Annotated in this window: 13 protein-coding genes; 5 read left to right on the forward strand and 8 right to left on the reverse strand. The window is 43.9% G+C overall.

The genetic code is table 11. From position 1 onward, the window contains the following. Positions 1-218 precede the first annotated feature (218 nt). On the reverse strand, positions 219-5,423 hold the full coding sequence (locus M3636_RS09285) for a S8 family serine peptidase (protein WP_251382234.1): 5,205 nt from the start codon (positions 5,421-5,423) through the stop codon (positions 219-221). An 815-nt stretch (positions 5,424-6,238) separates the two neighbouring features. Beyond that, positions 6,239-7,705, reverse strand: a complete 1,467-nt coding sequence (locus M3636_RS09290; protein WP_251382235.1) for an alpha-L-fucosidase — start codon at positions 7,703-7,705, stop codon at positions 6,239-6,241. Between the two features lie 120 nt (positions 7,706-7,825). Between M3636_RS09290 and M3636_RS09295 the strand changes: the two genes are divergently transcribed. After that, a complete protein-coding gene (locus M3636_RS09295) occupies positions 7,826-8,659 on the forward strand; it encodes an AraC family transcriptional regulator (protein ID WP_251382236.1) in 834 nt (277 codons plus the stop codon). Positions 8,660-8,754: 95 nt separating this feature from the next. Here M3636_RS09295 and M3636_RS09300 read toward each other — a convergent pair whose 3' ends face one another. The 3 genes from M3636_RS09300 to M3636_RS09310 all read right to left on the reverse strand — a co-directional run bounded on the left by M3636_RS09300 (position 8,755) and on the right by M3636_RS09310 (position 10,982). Beyond that, positions 8,755-9,360 carry a pentapeptide repeat-containing protein gene (locus M3636_RS09300; protein WP_174715299.1) on the reverse strand — a complete coding sequence of 202 codons (606 nt, stop codon included), beginning with the start codon at positions 9,358-9,360 and terminating at the stop codon, positions 8,755-8,757. Between the two features lie 113 nt (positions 9,361-9,473). Further along, a complete protein-coding gene (locus tag M3636_RS09305; protein ID WP_251382237.1) occupies positions 9,474-9,767 on the reverse strand; it encodes a DUF3817 domain-containing protein in 294 nt (97 codons plus the stop codon). Positions 9,768-10,013: 246 nt separating this feature from the next. Then, positions 10,014-10,982, reverse strand: a complete 969-nt coding sequence (locus M3636_RS09310) for a LacI family DNA-binding transcriptional regulator (protein WP_251382238.1) — start codon at positions 10,980-10,982, stop codon at positions 10,014-10,016. 242 nt (positions 10,983-11,224) lie between these two features. On the opposite strand from M3636_RS09310, the gene M3636_RS09315 reads away from it, so the two are divergent. Next, positions 11,225-12,649, forward strand: coding sequence for a glycoside hydrolase family 1 protein (locus tag M3636_RS09315; protein ID WP_251382239.1), 1,425 nt, complete (start codon positions 11,225-11,227; stop codon positions 12,647-12,649). Positions 12,650-12,902: 253 nt separating this feature from the next. Here M3636_RS09315 and M3636_RS09320 read toward each other — a convergent pair whose 3' ends face one another. Then, complete coding sequence (locus M3636_RS09320) at positions 12,903-13,823, reverse strand: ketopantoate reductase family protein (protein WP_251382240.1); 921 nt, start codon at positions 13,821-13,823, stop codon at positions 12,903-12,905. Between the two features lie 164 nt (positions 13,824-13,987). Here M3636_RS09320 and M3636_RS09325 point away from each other — a divergent pair, with 164 nt between their 5' ends. Next, entirely contained in the window at positions 13,988-14,539 is a 552-nt protein-coding gene (locus M3636_RS09325; RefSeq protein WP_128102366.1) for a TetR/AcrR family transcriptional regulator, read from the forward strand. A gap of 150 nt (positions 14,540-14,689) precedes the next feature. Next, a complete protein-coding gene (locus M3636_RS09330) occupies positions 14,690-15,325 on the forward strand; it encodes a hypothetical protein (RefSeq protein WP_251382241.1) in 636 nt (211 codons plus the stop codon). A 92-nt stretch (positions 15,326-15,417) separates the two neighbouring features. On the opposite strand, the gene M3636_RS09335 is transcribed toward M3636_RS09330, so the two are convergent. Then, the gene (locus M3636_RS09335) at positions 15,418-16,581 is read right to left on the reverse strand and encodes an MFS transporter (RefSeq protein WP_251382242.1); all 1,164 of its coding nucleotides are present in this window, start codon (positions 16,579-16,581) and stop codon (positions 15,418-15,420) included. 111 nt (positions 16,582-16,692) lie between these two features. Then, the gene (locus M3636_RS09340; RefSeq protein WP_251382243.1) at positions 16,693-17,445 is read right to left on the reverse strand and encodes a TrmB family transcriptional regulator; all 753 of its coding nucleotides are present in this window, start codon (positions 17,443-17,445) and stop codon (positions 16,693-16,695) included. A gap of 220 nt (positions 17,446-17,665) precedes the next feature. Between M3636_RS09340 and M3636_RS09345 the strand changes: the two genes are divergently transcribed. After that, positions 17,666-17,794: a DUF4023 family protein gene (locus tag M3636_RS09345; RefSeq protein WP_128102369.1), complete on the forward strand. Its 129-nt coding sequence runs from the start codon at positions 17,666-17,668 to the stop codon at positions 17,792-17,794. Positions 17,795-17,916 lie beyond the last annotated feature (122 nt).

Here is a 17,916-nt window from a genome sequence, read left to right on the forward strand (position 1 = left end):
TTATAGCGTCAACAGCAACATTCATGCTAACCGAGCAATCCTAACAAATTGAGCGCGTCTCCACCTCATTTCTATGCAAGATGTCTTATCATGACATTTAACTGCTTGATATCCATAGATCAGATACACCCAAACTCATGAGAAAAAGCCCCGCCCCCTTCTCACTCGAAAGGGTTGGGGCTTGGCAATTGCGTTTACACTTTAGAACTGCATCCGTATTATGTGGTCGGTTCAGTATCACTTTCGACATCTGCTCGCGAGTCCACGTCCTCTGCTGCTGGTGTGTCAGGAATCTCGGAAGGTGACTCGACAGCGTTAGGTGTAGAGACGTACAAACGTCCAGCTGCTTCAATCTCAGTTTCATTGCCTGCTGCATCACGAACTTTGATCACGATAACGCCACCCTCCAGAACCAATGATTCAGGTGTTGTATACGTTCCTGTATAATGTCCCGGGGAGCTTTCCGTCAATGGAATTCCTGCTCTTGCTTGCAGATCGAGTGGTAATTCAATTCGGAACGAAGCCTGCAAATTCGGCGCGCTCTCAAACGAAACGGTAACACTCTCGCCAGATGTAATGCGAACATCTTCAGCCGGCGTTACATTCGTGATTTCAGGCAATGCAGTCTCTACATGCACGATTCGAGTAATCGTGGTTGTGTTTCCTGCAAGATCTTTGGCTGTAATGGTAATCGTATTCTTGCCTTCATTCACAAGTACCCGATGACTAAAGCTTCGATCTTGGCCAATGACAACCTTTTGTCCGTTTACGGTCACCGTATCGAGGAATGCTTCCACCACATTACCTGTAACATGAACGACTTCAGCGTTTGTAAGACTGTCCTCTTCAGGTGTAAGGATGTTTAATACCGGCGCTGTCTTGTCCAGGATAACGACCACTGGAAGTGAGCGATCGGTTGCTTTTCCGTTTACGATCACTTCTGCCGTGAGTGCATTCACTCCTGGTTGAAGGTTCACTTCAAGCGTGAATTTACCATTTACAACCTGAGCCGTGCCTACAGCTTTTCCGCCATTGTAGATGCGAGCCTCTGCTCCAGAAGCTGGGGAAGTACCGTTAACAGTAATTTTCGTTTTATTCGTATACGTTCCTTTCACTGAAGTCGTGATGACAGGAGCATTAACTGGATATTTAACGATTGCACGAATCATATAATTACCTTCTTCGGCAGGCGCTGTAGTCCAGTTACCATTCACTCGCTGCCAACTGCGACCAGCATTAGTTCCCGTTTCGTCAGTTGCCAGTCCAGGCGCTCGTGTGCCTTCGGTTGTCTGAACATACACGATATAGAAGTCGCCTTCTACGACCACTGATTCAGGAAATTCTACGGTTGTCCACTGATCATTGCGCAGTGCTGTTCCATCGAAAGGCCCTGCAAGCAATCGTCCAGGTGCACCAGCCGCACCACTCGCATCGTACACAGCGTACTGGAATGCTGTACCACCTGGTTGCGGCCATTCTGTATTCCAGAATCGGAAGGAAGCACCCGTAAGCTGAGCCGCAGCCAAGTCTGGTGTCATGCGTACAGCCCAAGCGTTATTGGCTGCCACAAAAGCTCTCGCATTTTCAGCTGTTCCATCATCATAAGCAATTTCTCCTGGGAATCCGATAAAAGGCTTCAGCGTAACATTCGATTGCACTGTTCCATTGCCAGGCACGGTTACGTTCACCTTTTTACTGTAATAATCCGTTGCAACTACGGAAAGTGTATATGTTCCCTCTAGAACTTCAAGCACAAAACTACCGTCCGTACCGGAACGAATTGCCCCTACATGTGCATCTTCGAGAACAAGAATCGTTGCTCCGGCAATCGGTTTACCTGTTCGTTCATCTGTCACAATCCCTTTAATTTGCCCATGAGGTATCGCTTCCAGATTAAAGTTGGCTTTTGCACCTCCGCCATCTGTAATCGTAACTCTCTCTGTGCGTGGATAGTATCCGTACGCCTCTGCCTTCAAGGTGTACTCACCTGCCACATGGGTGAAGCTGTATCTGCCAGTAGCCGAATCTGTTTTCACAGAACGTCCGGTCTCCAGCACGGTAACCGTAGCACTCGCAGGCAAGCTTTGTGGTGAAACGGAACCGTCTTGCGGCTGTTCTTTTATAGGCGCTTCTTGCTTCGTTTTATTAAATTCATATTTGTCTGTACGTGTGACCTTGTACCAAGGATTGTCGTAAACTGGCTTTGGCTTGTCGCCACTGAGCACAACAGCATGGTCATCCGTTACCGTAGCCGTTGCAACACCCAGAATACGAAAATCATCAATGTACCAGCCTTGCTTCACAACACTATTGTCCGAGGTTAAACGGAATCGGAATTGAGCTTCATGGCCGGTGAAGGCCTTCAGATCATAAAATACCGGTGTCCATTGCTTGCCAATCGTATTGTGTGAAAATTTGCCAAGCTCCGTCCAGGTTGCACCACCATCCGTTGTTGCTTCAACGTAGCCATAGTCGTAACCACCCTCAATTTCGTACCAGTGGTTAAACGTCAGGGTAGCTTCAGGAAGCTCTGTGAGGTCAACAACGGGAGATACGAGAGAATAATTTGAACCGTTCTCATACGTACTATCCAGATCGGTTGCCCACACATTCGGTGCAGATACAGCACTTGCAGGTCCATTAACCGGGATTCCACGTTCCCACTCATCCTTGGTTCCTGCATGTGTCCATCCGTTATCCGAATCCCCATCGAACGAATCGCTGTAGATATCTTCCGGCACTTCGACAGTCACGGATACTTCATTCGATTTCTCGCTTTCGTTCCCACTGTAATCCAGTGCCGCAACGGTGTAATAATATGTTGTATCTGTTACGGTGGCAGTGTCAATAAATGTTGTTGCCGTTGTATCGCCGATGGCCTCGTAATCTGCACCAGAGCTTGATGAACGATAGACCACATAAGACTTCAGATCTTCATCCTCCGGCCCTGTCCAAGACAAGGTTACATTGCCTAAGATGTCTTTTGTGGCAGACAAAGCACTAGGTGTTTCAGGAGCAATATCGTCTGGTGCTTGGATGGAGAAATCATCGATGTACCAGCCTGCTTTTTGAATCGAATTATCACTTGTCAGATTAAACTTGATAAATACCTGTTGCCCTGCATATTCTCTTAGATCCACAAATTGTGTTTTCCAATCTCCCCCAGCTCCCGAGAAGCTGAGTATTTCTTCAAAAGCAAAATCACGAGCTTCTGTTGCGATGTATACTTTACCAAAATCGATGTTATTCTCTAGATCGTACCAATGTTTGAAGGATAGAATAGCCCCTTCTGGACTTTCGGTCAGATCAATAGGCGGTGCGAGCAAATAAGCATTACTATTCGCTGCATAAGTACCTTCCAGATTAGTTGCAATCAGTTTCTCGCCCGAGTATGCACGTTGAGGACCGCTGGTCGGTGCACCCCATGCCCACGTATTCCCAGGCCCTCCTGAAGTGAATCCGAGATCATTTTCCTCAAAGTCTTGAATATATCCGGGTTGAACGCCATTCGACACAGCGACGTCATATACTTTAGTGTCGAAACCGTTATTGCCATAATCGTTAACTCGAATGTAATATTCTAGCCCAGGTGACTCCACTAAAAATGAAGGTATTGTTGCAGAATATGTGCCGTCCTTACTGTCTCCCGTAATGCGTTGCATCGGCAAATATACATATGCCTCAGTCCCCTTCGTTCTGGCAAACGCCTCAACTGACAAGACAGCCACATTATCGGTAACGTGAGCAGTCAGTGGAACGTCGATCCCTGAGAAAGCGGAGTTAACAGGCGTATGATCTAATACCGGTTCCTCCAGATCATCTCCAGCGGTAACGACTCTGCCAGAGACTGTACCGATACCCTCAACGACAGAACCTACCGCATCCAAAGCATTAATAATCCCGTGCCCGTAACCGTTATTGGGTGCGGTTGGATAGCGTTGATCCGTTGCTGGTGTCGCCGTATCCATAATAATCTGCTCCAGCTGATCTACATTCAGAGAATGATTCGCTTGGAGCAGTAGAGCTGCAAGTGCTGTGGTATGTGGTCCAGCCATGGACGTACCGTCCCAGCCACCCTCATACCCCCCGCCAGGAACGGCGGAACGAATGTTAACACCAGGAGCAGCCACATCAGGCTTAATCTCATTATAAGGAGACGGACCTAGTAGGGAGAACGAGCCCAGATTACCATTAATATCTGTTGCCCCGGTCGCAAAGCTCTCTGGATAGTTAGCTGGGTTCGCCACCGAACCAGGACCACCCGGATTCGTTAAAGTGACGTTACCAGCAGAGAACTCAGGGAAAATCTGAGCATCACGCCAAGCTTGCACCATTGGACGGAACCACTCGTCAAGCCCTGGGCCACCGCCCCATGAATTGTTCACCACATCCGGCGCAAGCTCCGGATGAAGATTGCCCTCAGCATCGACAGGCGCAAGCAACCATTGTCCGCCGTCTAATATGATGGCATCTGTTGTGCTTGGATTGAAAATACGAACCCCGATCCATTTCGCACCGGGAGCAACACCGATCTGATTGGTACCATCTGCTTCCGCACCAACCATCGTACCCATCGTGTGCGTTCCATGACCGTCACCATCGGCTGGAAGAGATGCACGGCTGTGCGGATCATACCAACTAAGTTCAGGATTCACAATGTTGCCAGAAGCATCGATACCTCTCCATTGGTTACGAAGCGCCGGATGGGTGTAATCAACGCCACTATCCAAGTTCGCAACAACAATACCTGTTCCGTCGATCCCCTTTTCCCAGACTGCTGGTGCATTGATATAATCAATATTCCATTCTACATTTTCGGTTGATGCTGCTGCGGCTTTCGCGGCTTCTTTGGCTTTCGCGGCTTCATCCGCCTGTTCTTTGTTGATTTCTACTTTCTGGAGGAAACGCTCCTCGTTCGGCAGGATTTTATCCACTTCTGAATGAAGGGCAATCTGCTCCATGACGTCCTTGGTACTCGTGACTACAAGAGAGTTTACGATAAAATAGCTTTTGTATTCTTTTACCTTACCTAGTTCAAGCTCTTCCTCCAGTAAACGCTCCAGATTATATTGTGTGCGTGAAGCGGTTTCCCGCAAAGAACCCACTACAGAAGTTCGAACCGATAGCTTCGTTGCCGAAGCAGTCATCTTCTGAATTGTGGCCTGCTCCATCGCCTGTTGTGACACTTTAGCCGTATCAACTTGCTCTTTCATTTTGACTAAATAAGTAACATAATCCTTGCTCTCAAACTGTGTGTTGAGCTTCGCGTTGACTTTGGACGTCGTAACCTTAGCTGCGCCAGACTTCATGTCAATCTTCTGTGATGAGGTGTTGTCAGCCGAAACCGGTTGAACGATCGATAATGCGAGGAGAAGCGATAGCCCTAATGAGAGGGGCTTACGTAACCGTTTTGCCTTTATCAAACTTTTCCACTCCCTTTACCCGGTTTTTGGAATCTAGCGAAGTATGTAGCGCATCGCCATGTCATGAAACGGTACAACGGTTTGAATGAAACTCCACCAATGAAACATCACGAAGCTCATAGGACTACGCTAAGCCTCACCTCCCTAACAGGCAAACTTCTATAGTGATTGGATTTAGATCGCATTTGTTTCAAATTGAATAGATATGAATAGACCGAATGAGGTAGGTACTCTGTTGCGAAAGCCATTGTAATAGATAGACAGCGAGTTAGTATACATTGGAAGTGGGATAACGTAGATCATCGATGTGAGCGAACGTTTGTAAGTTCTATGTCGGAGGGTGGTCACAAGCGTTAGTAGAAGGTTGTAAAGTGTCTGAAGTGTTGGTTGTATATCGTCGAAATAGCTAAATGGAACCTGTTAGAAATTCATCTTAAATTTCATATAAATTACAATTTATATTTATACTGGATTTTTATGATTTAGTATAGAGTCGTATTATGAGATAATCAAGCATATTTATTGAAAAATATAGAAATTAAGCCTTTATAAGTATTTAACAAGTCTACCAACACTGAAATATTTCACATGATTTCGTTATTATGAAAGTTTCATTTACCGGATAGTTCAATGGATGCTAACTCACGATGTTAATTCGCGCAAAACGCGCTTATCCTTGTTGGTATGACATATTTCAACAGCCCTGATTCTACTAAAACAACTCAAAAAAACCAACACGATTCATTCGCATTGGTTTCTTAGACTCTCTATTCTCTCACATCATGCATGGATCTATATCTTAATCCACCTAATTTTTAATCCAATTCAATCCGAAAAACGACAGGCAATTCGCTTTGTACATTGGTCGTAGTAATCGTTAACGCATCTCCCGTTCTTACCCACTCGGGTTGTTCATCAAATCCAAGCAACTGAATTCCCTTTATAATTCCTTCGAAATAAGGCGACTTCTCCTTCAAGGATTGAATATGCACTACACCGTTTGCAGGGTACACCAGAACAGATGCATAGAGATACTGCTCTCTTACCGTAAACCGGATATCTTCGCTGGTGAACAGTTTAGTTTGCCCATCCGTAAATTGTCCTTCTTTAATTTCCGTTGGCCCTTCCCCAAACTTACGCCAGTACGTAGAATCATAGATGGCTTCCCCGTTCACTTCGAGCCATTGACCTATGGTAAGCAGCAGGTTTCGATCCTCATCCGGTATAGTACCATCGGCGCGAGGCCCTACATTCAGCAGAAGACTTCCATTTTTACTCACGATGTCGACAAAATCTCGTATAATCTCCCCCGCCGTTTTATACACATTACCTTCCGTGTAACACCAGGAATTTTTGGCGACTGCTGTATCCGTTTGCCAGAAGTAAGGTTTGAGTTCAGCAAATTGCCCCCTCTCCACATCCGGAACCGCAGAGCCAAACATAAAAGCATCATGCTTGTAATTAATCGCAACAGGTGTACCCCACTCCTCCCCTTTGTTGTAATAGTAGGCGCAGAATTTCTTCAAATAAGGCTTGAACGCGGCGTTCTGAATCCACCAGTCAAAATAAAAAACACGTGGCTGATATTGATCAACCAATTCACAGCAACGGATCAACCAATCCTCAAGAAATGCTTGGCTCGGCGGACAATCATACAGGTCGAAATGATCCTTAGGTTCAGGCATCGCAGGCCAGTAGAAGTCCCCTTGCTCTAACGGCTCGTGCACATCCGACTCAAATTCTTTGCCATGGGACATGAAGAACCAATGCTCGGCGCGGTGTGATGACACACAAAGCTTAAGATCCTGCTTCTCATACGCCGTTTTCATCTCTGCCAGCAGATCACGTTTGGGTCCCATTTCATATGTGTTATAGTGAGAGATGGAGCTTCGGTACATTTGAAAACCATCATGGTGCTCCGCTACAGGCATCACGTATCTTGCTCCCGATTGTTTGAACAGTGTCGCCCATTCATCTGCATCAAACTTCTCTGCCTTAAACATGGGAATGAAGTCCTTGTATCCAAAATCCTTGTGAGGGCCATATACCTCTAGATGATGATCATAGGCTTTGGAGCCTTGAATATACATATTTCGCGAATACCATTCGCTATCATACGCAGGTACGGAGTATAAACCCCAGTGAATAAATATGCCAAACTTCGCGTTCTGGTACCAATCGGGTACCTTGAATTGACGAAGCGAGTTCCAGTTATCCTGATACTTTCCATTCGCAATCGTTGCATCAATATGTTTCAAATATTCATTTTTGTCTAATTTCATGTCTATCTCATCCCTTCTACTAATGGGTTGCACTTGTATTGTAGTGGCTTCTCACGGGAATAGACATGTAGATCACTAACCTATAGATGGACAATACTAACCTGCTCGGGAGATGAAGGTATGAATCAACACACATTGCTTACCCACTACTTATCTAACCTTGAAGTGGAGTTATTCATGGGCGATTACAATCGCTGTGGAACGGACTGGCGGGATATGGATTATACGCCCGATTACAGCAAATTTTATTGGATCTGTGAGGGAGAAGGCTGGCTCAAAATCGGAGAACAGGAATACAATCCTGTGCCGGGTCAACTTTTCTTGATGCCCGAGGGGGTGACACAGTCCTACTCCTCCATAAGTGATCATTCTTTCCTCAAATACTGGTGTCATTTCAGTGCTAAGGTGGGCGGCATCAATCTATTCCAGATTGTGAAGTTCCCTCACTTCTGTACGATTGTTCAGCCTGAACAGATCAATACGATTTTTCGCGATATACTTATGTATCTGAAGTCAGGTGAAGTCTATGGGCATATGATGGCCAAAAGTAAACTAATGGAGCTCATTGCTCAATATGTGATGCAAATGGACGTAGAACAGATTGCTTATCTTAATGTGCCTGCCATAGAGAAAATCACGGCTGTACTCGCTTACATTGATTCTCATATTGAAGAAAACATTTCAGTTCAGGAGCTGGCACAACTCGCCTACATGCATCCTAACTATTTTATTCGATTCTTCAAACAGCAGATTGGTGTTCCGCCCATCCACTATATTACCAGCAAGAAAATCGATAAGGCGAAGGAACTCTTAAGCTGTACGCCAAGCACTGTCACCATCATTGCAGAACACCTTGGCTTCAGTGACCTCTATTATTTCTCTAGACAGTTCAAAAAGCACACCGGACTTACACCCACCGATTACCGTAAATTAAAGACGGGCGTTGTCTTGTAACCGTTTAATAAAGGTGATTACAATGTTTCCACAAAATAAATATAGCTCAGTACGCTATTACTAGCGACTGAGCTATTCTTTATCCATTGGGCTTTCTAGTCAACCTTAGCCCCGTATGAGCGCATAAACAGAACCGCTTGCTCTCTGTCCATTCGTGCACCTTTTACATCCATTGATTTCAGATCAATTCCTTCTAAATTCGCACCACGAAGATCGGTTCCTGTTAGCTTGGTTCGGGTCAACGTTGCTCTGGACATATCACAATCTCTCAGATCGGCCTTACCCAGATCGGTATCGGAGAAATCGACTTCATGGAAACGAATGCCTCTTAAGTCCTGCTTCCCTAGCTTGATATGACGCAAATTGGTATAAGACCAATCACCACCAATCATGGATATGCCATCCATCTGTGCCCCGGAGAAGTCAGAGCCTGTCATCTTGCAAGAAGTGAATTTGGAGACAAATAGATTTGCTCCGCCAAACGTACAATTTTCAAAGGCAGATTCCGTATGAGACGAAGCATTCAGCGTCACACCTCTAAAGTCACATTCAATAAAGCGACAGTTGCTTGTCTCAATTTCATCCATCTCTGTATTCATAAACGTACATCTTGTGAAAACACAGCTTATAAGCTCTCCATAACGTAAATCACGCCCATCAAACTGCACTGTATCATATTCCTGATCTTTGTATTGGTACACAGTATCCTCCTGCAATGTATGGTATTCAGTATGAATCAAACTTTCCTCACTATACCATACCCCTGTCAAGTACCTGCCTAAATGGCACTGAAAGTCAAGATTCTTTTTTTGTTCTACTTCCAATCTCTCTTGCGAAGATAGGATTCGAATACGAATGTTCCAAAAGGCAAAAATCCAGCTAGCACACCCATGAACCAGCGTACTGGCTTCCATTTATGTACGATCGCAATATGCACTAACGCAATAAGATATAGCGGGAAGAGAACCCCATGAATCATGCCTACGACAGCTACTGCTGAGGATATGTCTGCAAAATACTTCATTGGCATGGCAACGAGAAGCAATAATAAGAAGGAAATCCCCTCCCAAATGCCTGCAATTCTAAAACGGCCGGTAATGGTCTTCATAACATTCATTCTCACCTTTCATTTGTTCATGGTTTGTGAAATATGTAACTTGTAACATCGCACGCTTAGTTGAGCAGCACTGTTCATAGGTCAGATATCGATACAACCTGCTATAAATATAAAGACCATCGTTATACAGTTGAAACTCCTGTTCAGTATAACGCATGTCTTCCATAATGAATTACTTCAAATTTGAATAATTAAAGAACAAAAGAACACCTGATTGGGATGATCAGGTGCTCAGATTTATGTGGTCTCGCGTGCAACCAATCGATATGTGAGTGGCTCAGGCTCCATTTTCTGTCTGCCGAGCACTGCCCATAATTGGTGGAATGCCTGGGTTGCCTGTTCAGCAATCGGATTATGTATCGTAGTGATTCCGAGTACACGAGATAGTTCAACATCATCAAAGCCAACAATCGCGAGTTGCTCCGGTACGCTAATATGTAGTTTACGCGCTTCACTTAAAATGCCGATCGCTGCATAGTCATTGGAGCATAACACAGCTTGCGGAGGCTCAGGTGCATTTGCCATTTTCCGCATCGCTTCTTCCCCATCCGACGAAGTAAATACCCAGTATTGATAAGACTCTTTCAACACAGGCAGTCCTTTACTCGCCATGAATGTCTCATACGCCACTCTGCGACTTTGCGTATTTATGCTATCTGCACGACCAAAAACGTTGGCGATTCGCGTGTATCCTTTGGATACCAGATGCTCTAGTGCAAGAATATATCCTTCAGCCTGATCCATAGCAACCGATGGGATCTCGTTATTCCCCATGCGCTGCCATGAAACAATAGGACCATACTCCAGATAAGCCTTCAACTTCTCAGGATCGTTCACACATGCGATAATCGCTAACCCATCCACACGTTTACTCCGCAGATCTTCAAAAGCCTTTAATTCAATATCTTTATCTCCACGAGTTGTATAAATCAGTGTTTGGAAGCCAAAATCCATCGCTGTATCAATAAATTGATTCATAAAAGATAGAATAATGGCATTTGAGGTGGATGTAACGATGCCGATCTGCTTCGTTTGCCCTGTTGATAGCGAAATGGCATTACGATTCGGGATATAATTTAATTGCTTCATAATCTCCGTTATTTTCTGCCTCGCTTCGTCACTAACGTGACGTGAGTTGTTAATCACTCGTGAAACAGTTGCCTTCGAATAACCAGATCGCTTCATAATCTCATCGAACTTGGACATCTGACCTCCTTTTCTTCCCGCTCATCATGTTGCAGAATGTTCGCCTAAGGAATTGGGATTAATAATATTACTGATGCTATGTATAGTATGCCTCAAAAAAAGGTCAAAAGTAAAACTTGACGTGTAACCCGTTACAACGTTTAAGCTTTTTTTATCAGCCTGTTGCTTAATTTCATTTCAAGTGCTTCAGGCAACAATCACTTTTTATTCGTTTAACCAATTTGACTACTGGAGTGATACAGATGAGTAATACTCAATTTAACTTTCCCGAAAATTTCTTGTGGGGCGGCGCAATCGCTGCGAACCAAGCTGAAGGTGCATACAATGAAGGTGGTAAAGGCTTGTCCACGCAGGATGTAGCGCCTAAAGGCATCATGGGGCCGATCACTGAAGAACCAACCGAAGATAATATGAAACTGATCGGAATCGATTTATATCATCGCTACAAGGAAGATGTGAAGCTTTTTGCCGAAATGGGCTTCAAAGTATTCCGTACCTCAATTGCATGGTCACGTATTTTCCCAAAAGGCGACGAACTGGAGCCTAATGAAGAAGGTCTGCAATTCTACGATGATCTCTTTGACGAGTGTCTCAAATATGGAATTGAACCGTTGGTAACCCTGTCCCACTATGAAACACCACTTCACCTGTCCAAAGAATATGATGGCTGGGTTAACCGTAAAATGATTGGATTCTATGAGCGTTATGCTACAACTGTATTTAAACGTTACAAAAACAAAGTTAAATACTGGCTGACTTTCAACGAAATCAATTCCATCCTGGAAGCTCCATTCATGAGTGGCGGGATCTACACACCAAAAGAGAAATTGAGCAAGCAAGATTTGTTCCAGGCGATTCATCACGAATTGGTAGCAAGTGCGTCTGCGGTGAAGCTCTGTCATGAGATTATTCCAAGTGCACAGATTGGCTGTATGATCTTAAGCATGCCTACGTATCCATTAACACCAAACCCGGATGATATGATTAAAGTGATGGAATTCGAGCATAGCAACTACTTCTTCGGTGATGTACACGTAAGAGGTCGTTACCCAGGTTACATGAAACGTTACTTCCGTGAAAAAGGCATTGAGATTAAAATGGAAGCTGGCGACGAGGAAATGTTGCTCAACACGGTTGATTTCATCTCCTTCAGCTATTATATGAGCATCTGTCAAACAGCTGATCCTGAGAAACAAAAAGCAGGTGAAGGTAACCTGCTCGGAGGTGTTCCGAACCCTTATCTCGCAGCAAGCGAATGGGGATGGCAGATTGACCCGCAAGGTCTTCGCTATGTGCTGAACATGTTCTATGATCGTTACCAAAAACCATTGTTCATCGTAGAAAATGGACTTGGCGCTGTGGACGAGCTTATTACTGGCGCTGATGGTGAGAAAACAGTTGAAGATGATTACCGTATCCAATACTTGAACGACCATCTGGTACAGGTTGCTGAAGCGATTGAAGATGGCGTTGAAGTTATGGGTTATACCTCATGGGGATGTATCGATGTCGTAAGTGCTTCTAGCGCTCAACTGAAAAAACGTTATGGTTACATCTACGTTGACCGTCATGATGATGGATCAGGTACACTCGAACGTTACCGTAAGAAATCATTCCACTGGTACAAAGATATCATCAGCACCAACGGAAAAAGCTTAAAACGCTAATCCAATTACGGTGATTCTCTGAACGATTGTTGACGCAATTGTATCGGCGTTTGAAACTCTCAAGAAAACATCATAGCGCAAGTATCGAGGCGAATTGGCCCCGCTACTTGCGCTTTTTATTTAAATGCAAACCATTCGGTTGCTTTATCTGAACTGCATTTACCTCATACTGAATGTCATGAATCTGTATCAAACCATGGATAAATTAAGACAGGTGTACCATCTTGCACAAGATGTATCACAGTGCCTAGGATTATGTAGGTAGATCTGCCTCCAACGCATCCCAGTTCGGTGTAGACACATCTGACAAAGCTCTCCACCCGGCAAATGATTCATTTAACGCCTTGAGTTCTACTATCGTCCCATCAATTAATCGGCTAACTGGAAGTGCCAAGAAAAGCTTCAGCGCCCAACGTATTAAGCGGGGGTGGTTGGTGATCCATGATGCCTGCGCTGCAGGCATCAGCGGGTAGCCTAATGAATCCAAGACACGGAAGCCCTCTCCCATTGCCGCCACCATCTGATGCATACGCTTGTCGTCACGGACAACCTGTTTCATCTGAAAGCCATGGAATAGGATGACTATGTTCATTGGTACAATCAACACCATGTGATTTTTCAGCCAGGCATCGATCTGTTCATGAAAATCAAGCTTATATTTAGTTTGCATGAATGCCTGCTCCAACAGAGCACGGAAAGGAATGGTTCCGTCCAATCCGCCGATGACCATCTGCCCATGACCGCCACGGATACAGATCACTTTCCCGTCAGCACGTGTACCAGCGGTAGTCTGGAAGCCAAAAGCGACCTGCTTGGGTGATCTCTTAGATTTGCTTAAATAGTCCTGCATCGCGTATGTATCCATATTGTTACCGACTAGCACGATATGGCGGCTATCGTTATCCGCGAGGATCGGTAATACAGCCCCGAAGTCCGAGAATTTCATCATGACGAAGATCAAGTCATACACATCCTCCGGTTCCAACGTACGAATTACACGAACCGAATCGACAGTGGTTTTGCGTTGAAAGTAATGGCGGATGACCACACCCTCCTTTTCCAATTCCTCCGCTCGTTTGCCTCTAGCTAATACAGTCACGTCATGACCACCCTGTACTAGAACATGTGCTAAATAGCTTCCCTGCACACCCGCACCATACACAAGTATGTTCAATAAAATCCCCTCCTCTTGCAATTAACAGATGTTGTATATCTAACACCTGTGTACTACAATCAAGGTATCATTGGGAACGATGCAAGGGCAATGGCTAATCACATTCGCTTTTGTTGAGAATTGAACAACGGGCACAGGATCTGTTCAAGAAAGAGGGGAAAACGATGGATCGACGCATCATGCGATCAAGACAAATGATTATGCAAGCATTCATTGAGCTATTAGGAGAGCAGGATTTTGAGAAAGTTACGATACAGGGAATTGCGGATCGAGCCAATGTCAACCGCGGAACGGTCTATTTGCATTTTACGGATAAATACGACCTGCTGGATCAGAGCGTAGAGACATACTTAATGATGTTAGCTGACAGTTGTATACCGGAGGACGGGGCTACTACCGAACTGTCCCGGGATCTGCTGATTCGTGCATTCACATATCTGAAGGAGCATGCAGCGATCTATAGCGTTTTGATTACTAACAAAGGCATTCCAACGTTCAGACATCGCATGACACAGATGATTAAGGGAAATATAACGATGGTCGTAAACCATATGAAGCTAGATAACGATATTCATAGAGATGTATTGGCACAATTTTTATCCGTTTCCGTTACAGGATTGATCGAGTGGTGGGTCGTCGAATCCATGCCGTATACACCAGAAGAGATGGTTGAACAGATGAATAAGATTATGCAAGCAAGGCTGCAGCTATGGTGAATGATCTAAATTTCGTAGTTTACGAACATTTGTGATTTAAACTCAAGCAAGCAGGATCTATTCTAAGCGAATCCATCACAAATTGGAGTGGGTGCTATATTACAGGCGCTGATGTAAACTAGAACTATGTAAAACAATGAGAGGTGAGTTATGGACGAGACAATTGATCAGCTTCAGTATGATGAAAAACACTATTGTTGGGAAGGTACGATAGAGGTTCAAGCTTCAAAAGATTTATTTCAAACAGATCTTTATACCCTGAATACGTTTATTGATGAAGCAGAACAACCTTTATGTATAACCGATTTAAACAGTATCTATTATGTAAAAGAACATTTTGCGGAAATATATCATATCTTTTTGGAAAGTATGCTCGCATGGCAAAATAGCAATAAAATGGCTTATGAAGTTTATGATGAGGAAGCACATAACTTTGATCCTATCCATTTCAGTCATAAAGAAGAAATTCATAACTACTTAGGTTCTCCGCTCCTTCAGATTCATCCTAGTTATATCAAAGACCAATTTTCATACTATTCCATCTGCTTTTTTAATCAAAATAAGCTTTCGATTGAGCATGGATTTAACGCACTTTTTCATCAGAAAGAATTAATTGATCTCATGCCTTTCGATGCAGAGACTGGTTTGCAAATTCTTAGCGATCTGGAATCCGATTGCACACGTTGGAAGCCAAACTTCTGGATGTTAAAGCTGGAGCATTCCGAACTATTGTACAACGACCCTTCTGCCTTTAAGAATGTTTGGCTAAACGGAACATCATTATAGAACAAGGGACAACCATCTGTACGAGATGTGTTGTCCCTTTTGACATTCAGTTTGCTTTGTATCACACAAGCTGTATGACTATATTTCTTTTTTTATGCTACAGCCTGAACGCTATGCTCCTTGCGACTAATCGCATATATAGCTGTAACAAGTCCAAGAAGAATCAGAATTGATCCAACCCAGCCTGTATGTTGAATGGCTGAATGATCAATAACCATGCCACCGATATAAGTCCCCAGTGCAATACCTGCATGGGCAATACCAGAATTGGTACTGATCAACGTATCTGCTGTCTCTGGCGAAGTTTTGATGATTAGACTATTTTGCACAGGTGTAACTGTCCAGCTCAAGGCACTCCACACACTTAACAATAGTAAAAAAGCTATTAGAGGTAGCCCCACACTGACTGGAATCAGTGCCATCGTAATCATAAACGGAACTAATACAATAAGGATTGCTTTGGCTGGATGTAGCCGATCGGATAACAGGCCTCCAATGCCTCCTCCAGCAACAGCAGCAATGCCAAACATGACATAGATGAATGTCACCATCGTAGAACTAGCTCCAATCGTCGCCTGAAGGAAAGGAGTGAAATATGCATACAACGTTAAGTGACCAGCAAGCACTAATAATGTCGTGGCATGAATTGCCAACATACGCGGATTCCATAGTGCAGACAATTGCTTCTTGAGCGGTACGACTGGAATCGGCTGCACACGTTCCATCGCAATACTAATTGCAACAATCACTAGGGCTGTCAAAATAGCAATAAAGATAAACACTTCCCGCCATCCAGCCATATTCCCTACGAATATACCGAGCGGCACACCAAGAATGAGTGATGCACTTCCTCCCATCGTAATGATCCCAACAGCCCGCCCTTTATACTGTGGTTCCACAATACGAGCAGCAAGAGTTAGTGAGAGTACAAAGATTAATGAACCCGTTGCAGCACCAAGTGCCCTGCCTGCCATCAGCATGTAAAAGTTCACACTGAACGCGGAGATTAGATTACTCATTAGAAACACAGCTAATGTGCAGAGATACACCTTTTTACGTTCAAATCGGGCTGTTACATTCAACAGAATAGGTGCAGATATCGCATAAACTAATGAAAATATAGAGATCAAATATCCTGCTTTTGCGTAGCTCAGGTGTAGATCTGTTGCAATCAAGTCCAGAATCCCACCCAAAATAAGTTCAACGGTTCCGACAACAAAGGCCGCAATCGCCAAAACATATACTTTTTTATTCATATATTCCGAATCCTCCTCAAAAGTTACAACTACGATAGTAACCCATGAGGTAAAAGATTTCAATAAAAAAAACTATTCTGCAATAGAATAGTTTTGAAACGACGTTAATCTTTAATAGATCAGTCGGGCAAGCAACTTGGAAATCTCTTCATCCTGTAAGAGCTGATCGCCATACTTTTTCGTAATTTGCGTGAGCGCAATATCGTGATAGAAATAATCTGTTAGCGCTTTAACGATGGGTTTGGACGTCGTCTTAATCGCTTTCCATGCCTCATTCTCGATGCCTGCAAATAACAAGTATTCATGATCCACAATCAGCAACTGAGAAGGCTTAAGATGGTTTCCTACTGGAATTAAAGAATATCTTCTGGTAAGTGACGTCTCCAAGCCACCAACAGCGAGCACCTCTACATACACTCCCTGCTGTTCTTTTTGCTCCAGCAATGGACGGTACTTCTCCATCTGTTCACTCCAGCCGAGCAATAGAATGGAAGAGTCTGCTTCTCCAATTAATTGCTCAATATTAGAGGTTATGGAGGTTGCGTCCTTTAACGTCCAGATGTGTTCATCCGAATACGTTCGCTTGATTTTATAACTCTTCAGCTCTTCAATGTCATTCTCAAAATCTGCTCTGATCTTGAGAATGATCGACTGGAGGTCTACAGCCAAATACAACTTTTTCTTGCCGTTCATGGTTGTAAGGACTGCCCCTTTATCAATCAATCGATTCAATACCTCATATATTTTCGCTTTAGGCACATTTGAGTGATTCACAATGGATGTCGCATCAAGGGGTTCATTTTGAGCAAATATCGCTTCGTACACTTGGCTTTCGTATTGGGTAAATCCGAATTTTTGTAACATGGACCGATCTCTCGCATCCTTTCTTATTAGACAAAGTACAGCTTGTATGATAGCACTTTCTCAAGTTTAGTCGTACTTTCAGTTTAGTCGCCGAGCATTCCTCTGTCCAGTTCCTGCCATGGGCTTTGTACAAGTAGAATCCTCATATTATGCAGGCTCATGGGTTATATTAAACACCAGGTTGTACAATTCCCTTATACTTAAGGAGCTGATCTGATTCATGGAAAGCACGAAGGAATTCGTCAAAAAAGTGAACGACAATGCCGAGAAAGCGCGTCATAACAAAAACAATGGCAAAGGTACACCAGGTGACAAACTGCCTAATAAACAGCACAGCACGAATAAATAAAGAGATTAGAATTACTGCACATGAAGATTCAATCCGGTGTTCCATATCAAAAAAACAAAAAAGGATCTCTGTCTAGAGATCCTTTTCTAACACATGTATTATTAATTTGCATTCATAATTTC

Source organism: Paenibacillus sp. MER 99-2 (genome assembly GCF_023714095.1).
Taxonomy (GTDB): domain Bacteria; phylum Bacillota; class Bacilli; order Paenibacillales; family Paenibacillaceae; genus Paenibacillus.